5 protein-coding genes are annotated in these 2,703 nt (G+C 71.8%); 3 read left to right on the plus strand and 2 right to left on the minus strand.

Annotated elements, in window-relative coordinates; genetic code table 11:
• Both OMK64_RS19825 and OMK64_RS19830 read right to left on the minus strand, forming a co-directional pair.
• Positions 1 to 511 (minus strand): three-helix bundle dimerization domain-containing protein (locus OMK64_RS19825; RefSeq protein ID WP_272730073.1); only part of this gene is annotated, 511 nt, incomplete at its 3' end.
• Positions 512 to 532: 21 nt separating this feature from the next.
• Entirely contained in the window at positions 533 to 1,204 is a 672-nt protein-coding gene (locus tag OMK64_RS19830; RefSeq protein WP_272730074.1) for an arsenate reductase/protein-tyrosine-phosphatase family protein, read from the minus strand.
• A 47-nt stretch (positions 1,205 to 1,251) separates the two neighbouring features.
• Here OMK64_RS19830 and OMK64_RS19835 point away from each other — a divergent pair, with 47 nt between their 5' ends.
• The 3 genes from OMK64_RS19835 to OMK64_RS19845 all read left to right on the plus strand — a co-directional run.
• Positions 1,252 to 2,007 carry an aquaporin gene (locus tag OMK64_RS19835; protein ID WP_272730075.1) on the plus strand — a complete coding sequence of 252 codons (756 nt, stop codon included), beginning with the start codon at positions 1,252 to 1,254 and terminating at the stop codon, positions 2,005 to 2,007.
• Entirely contained in the window at positions 2,004 to 2,411 is a 408-nt protein-coding gene (locus tag OMK64_RS19840; RefSeq protein WP_272730076.1) for an arsenate-mycothiol transferase ArsC, read from the plus strand. The genes OMK64_RS19835 and OMK64_RS19840 overlap by 4 nt, the downstream gene beginning before the upstream one ends.
• A gap of 12 nt (positions 2,412 to 2,423) precedes the next feature.
• A partial coding sequence (locus OMK64_RS19845; protein ID WP_272730077.1) for an arsenate reductase ArsC occupies positions 2,424 to 2,703 on the plus strand: 280 nt, incomplete at its 3' end.

Below are 2,703 nucleotides of genomic sequence, written 5' to 3' on the forward strand. Positions count from 1 at the left end.
GCGGGCAGGCGTCGCCGCAGCCCATGGTGACCACCACGTCGGCGGCTTGGACGATCTCGTCCGTCCACGGCTTCGGATACTCACGCGAGATGTCGATGCCGCGCTCCGCCATCGCCTGGACCGCGACCGGGTTCACCTGGTCGCCGGGTTCTGAGCCGCCTGACCAGGCGACGGCTCCGTTCTGCGCGAAGTGCTCGAAGAACCCGAGGGCCATCTGGGAGCGGCCGGCGTTGTGCACGCACAGGAACAGGACGACCGGCTTGCCGTCGCTGACCCTTCCCTCCACGCGCGCGAGGGCGTGGAGCCGCTGACGAGCGAACCGCTCGGCGAGCAACGGCAGGTAGTTCGTGACGGTCGCGCGTCCCGCGAACTGGTCGTAGGACGTCAGCAGGAACCGCTCGATCGTCGGCACGCCGAACAAGCCCTCGAACTCGCTCCGCAGTCTGACGGCGGCTGTGTGGAGCGCGTGCTGCTGGTCGACCGTGAGGCCGGTGGACGGGGTGGTGGACATCGTCGTACCCCTTGGAGGTGGTCAGGCCATGACGAGGCGGGGCGCGAGCTGGCTGACACGACGCTCGAGCTCCACGACGGCGCGGTCGAACGCGGCGTCGGTGCCGACCGGCACGGGGTCGGGAACGGACCAGTGCACGTCAGCCGTGAGGCCCGTCTCCTCGTGCGCTCGGTCGCAGACGGTGATGACCAGGTCCCCCGCCATCCGCACGGTGCCGACCTCCTGCGGGCGGCGACCGACGAGGTCGAGGTCGTGCCGGCGGGCAGCTGCGAGCGCGCCGGAAGCGATCGCCGCAGCGGGGTGTGTTCCAGCCGACGCAGCCGGGATGGCGCTGGCGCGCTCCCAGAGGGCGACGGCCAGGTGCGAGCGCGCGGAGTTCGCGGTGCACACGAACAGCACGCGGTCGGGTCGGGGGAGCGGGCTCGTCATGGGGCCGAGCTCCGTGGGCAGAAGCCGCAGGTACGTGCGTCGGCGGTCGCCCTCAGAGCGCGTCCGCTCGACGAGGCCGTGCTCAACCAGGAGGTTCACGTGGTGCGCCAGGAGGTTCGACGGCATGCCGAGCTCCGCGGCGAGCTCCGAGGGTGACGCGTCGCCCCGGGAGAGCAGATCGACCACGGCGAGGCGTCCGGGGTCGGACAAGGCGCCATGCAGCGCCGCTCGGCGCTCGATCTGGGCACTCCACTCAGCGTTCATTGAGTCAATCTTGACTGACCGACGTCGAGATGGTCAAGATGTGCGCCGTGACCACCACACGCCCGGTCGAGCCGCCGCGACCGCCTCTCGTCCGGCGCCTTGCGGCCGAGCTGGTCGGCACCGCACTGCTCGTCGCAGTCGTGGTCGGCTCGGGCATCGCCGCGGGCCGACTGTCCCCGGACGACGTCGGACTGCAGCTGCTCGAGAACAGCGTCGCGACCGTCTTCGGGCTCGCCGTCCTCATCACCGCCCTCGGACCCGTCTCCGGCGCGCACCTCAACCCGGTCGTGTCCTTCGCCGACTGGTGGCTCGGTCGCCGCACGAGCACCGGGCTCCCGTTTCGCGAAGCCTGCCAGTATGCCGTCGCGCAGGTTCTGGGCGCGGTCCTCGGCTCGGTGCTGGCGAACGCGATGTTCGGGGTGAGCACGGCGATCTCCTCGACGTCCCGCACCGGTGGGGGGTTGCTGCTCGGTGAGATCGTGGCGACCGCCGGCCTCGTCGCGCTGATCTGGTCGCTGGTGCGCACGGGCCGGGCGACCTACGCCGCCCCGGCAGTCGCCGCCTGGATCGGGGCCGCGTACTGGTTCACGAGCTCGACGTCCTTCGCCAACCCTGCCGTCACGATCGGCCGCGTCTTCTCCGACACGTTCGCCGGCATCGCCCCGGCTTCGGTCCCGCCGTTCATCGCCGCCCAGGTCGTCGGCGCGATCCTCGGCGTCGTCGCGATCGCCGTTCTCTACCCGGTGCCGGCTCCGGCGGCGAGACCGGCCGATGCCGCCGTGGAAGCCGAGGTCCGAGCATGACCACCAACCCCAGGGTCCTGTTCGTGTGCGTGCACAACGCCGGTCGCTCACAGCTCGCCGCGGGCCTCGCCACGGCCCTGGTCGGCGCCCGCCTGGACGTCGCGTCGGCCGGTACGGATCCTGAGCAGCGCGTCAGCGAGGTCGTCATCGCGTCGCTCGCCGAGCTGGGGATCGACTGGACCGGCAGGACGCCGACCCTGCTGACGACCGAGTCGGTCGCGGCCGCCGACGTCGTCGTGGCGCTCAAGCCCGGGCTCGACCTGCCGCACGTCGACGGGGTCCGCTACGAGACGTGGCCGCTCCCTGACCCCGCCGGCTGGGACGTCGACGGAGTCCGGCCCCTGCGCGAACACCTCAGCGGCCGCATCGCCGCACTCGCCGACGACCTCGCCCCCACCCACTGAGGAGGAGCACCCATGTCCACCACCACCGACAAGCCCAGCGTCCTGTTCGTCTGCGTGCACAACGCCGGCCGCTCCCAGATGGCCGCCGGGTTCCTTGCCGCCCTGTCGGGCGGGGCCGTCGAGGTCCGCTCGGCCGGCTCGATGCCCGCCGACCAGGTCAACCCCGTCGCGGTCCAGGCGATGGCGGAGCGCGGCATCGACATCTCGCGTGAGTATCCGAAGCCGTGGACGGACGAGATCGTCCAAGCCGCCGACGTGGTGGTCACCATGGGCTGCGGCGACGCCTGCCCGC

It is taken from the genome of Cellulomonas fimi (assembly GCF_028527925.1).
In the GTDB taxonomy this organism is placed as follows: Bacteria; Actinomycetota; Actinomycetes; order Actinomycetales; family Cellulomonadaceae; genus Cellulomonas; species Cellulomonas fimi_C.